This is a genomic window from Hydrogenophaga bisanensis, assembly GCF_042665135.1.
Lineage (GTDB): Bacteria > Pseudomonadota > Gammaproteobacteria > Burkholderiales > Burkholderiaceae_C > Hydrogenophaga > Hydrogenophaga bisanensis.
On sequence record NZ_JBHTBX010000031.1, the window covers coordinates 1 to 1,469 of the forward strand.

1 protein-coding gene is annotated in these 1,469 nt (G+C 57.2%); it reads right to left on the reverse strand.

The genetic code is table 11. The annotated features are described in order from the left end of the window. Positions 1 to 113: 113 nt before the first annotated feature. On the reverse strand, positions 114 to 929 hold the full coding sequence (locus ACFQNJ_RS19285) for a DUF262 domain-containing protein (protein ID WP_382260371.1): 816 nt from the start codon (positions 927 to 929) through the stop codon (positions 114 to 116). Positions 930 to 1,469: the final 540 nt, after the last annotated feature.

Here is a 1,469-nt window from a genome sequence, read left to right on the forward strand (position 1 = left end):
TTTGAAAGGAGTAACGAAGCCCTGTTTGATGTCGTCGAGGATGCCCGTGTGCATGCCGAGACAACACCCGAAACGGTTTGACTATCAAACCAGTACCCGTCCACGAAAGCGGGTCAACTCCAGTCGTCGCGCAGCTTGTGGCCTTGGGCCGCGTACATGGCGGTCAACAGTTCGAAGGCATCCAACGCTTTGCCGCCAGTGTTGACTTTCTCGAAGACAAGGCAAACGGCTTCATGCGAGGTGTCTGCGCCGAGGGCGATGACAGGGACTTGGTACTCAGTGAAGTTCTTGAGAACGTCGTTCTGGAATCGGAAAAAGAGGCCGATCTTGTCCTCGCCCTTCGCGTTCCAGTATTTCCAAAACCCCTGCATCCACTCATCCGTGCTGAAGACTTGATTTAGAGGGAACATCAGGTGCTCGTACTCTAGGGCCGGCGAGGACAGGTCAAGCACGATGTCCTTGTCGAAATTCGTCTTCAGCACGCGGTCCTCGGGCATCGCGAAAATCGCAAACTCGCGGTCAGCCTCGTTAGCCAGTGCTTTTGTGATGTCGATGTAAAACCAACGTTTGACCAGTCGCTTTTTGGCAGTGATGGTGGCTACAACCTGACGGCGCATGCAGCTTTGATACAGCGATGTCATGCGCTGCTGTCCATCGAGCAACAGCTGCTCTGGCTTGATATTCGGACCAACTGGAGCGCCCTCTATGGGGCGATAGGCGAAGACCACTCCCGTGTCAATCTTTGACTTGAGCGACATCAGCGCGCCCATCGGGAAGCCGCGAGAGACAGACGCTATCAGGCTCATGATGCGCTCTTCCTCCCACACCCAACTGCGTTGGAAATCGGGAAGCTGCAGTTTGCCGTCTTCGCAGCTCTTGAGCAGGGTTTGGAGCAACACCGGATTGGTGTCGAACGTCGTCTTTGCCATGTGTCGGGTTCTCCCTAGATCCTGTACTCTGCGAAGCCTCATCCGCGTCATCTACAGTAATTAACGGCGGCTATTTTTCAACTAATTATGTCGTACACCAAACGCAGCGAGATCGGTGTACTCGGTGCGTGGGCAGAGCATCTGGACTCGGCCTTGCGAACAGATCTGCACCGACCGGTTCGGGAGCGGCGCACGTTTGCGGCAGAGGGATCTGGAGTGCCCAGGGACCTGTCTTTCACGAACGGCAGGTGATGGCCGATGGCGGTCTCGCGGCAGCCTAGGAGGATCGGGAAATATTCGTTTTGCGGCCTGAGCCGCCCAGTGGGCCGGATGGAAGGTTGCGTCGGGCTTCGAACTCCTTCCCTGGGCGCTTGTTGGCGGCGACCCACCCACGTGTGACGCGCCCAGGGCGAGCTGAACCGCCCCGGGAATTGAGGAGGCTCCAACGTCTGAGAATATGGAGCCATGACAAAGTCAAACAAGTTCTCACCCGAGGTCCGCGAGCGCGCCGTGCGCATGGTGCAGGAGCACCGAGGCGAC

What these genes read in the sequence shown, in the direction of transcription:
- ACFQNJ_RS19285 (WP_382260371.1), bottom strand. Translation starts at nt 929, where the DNA reads ATGGCAAAGACGACGTTCGACACCAATCCGGTGTTGCTCCAAACCCTG.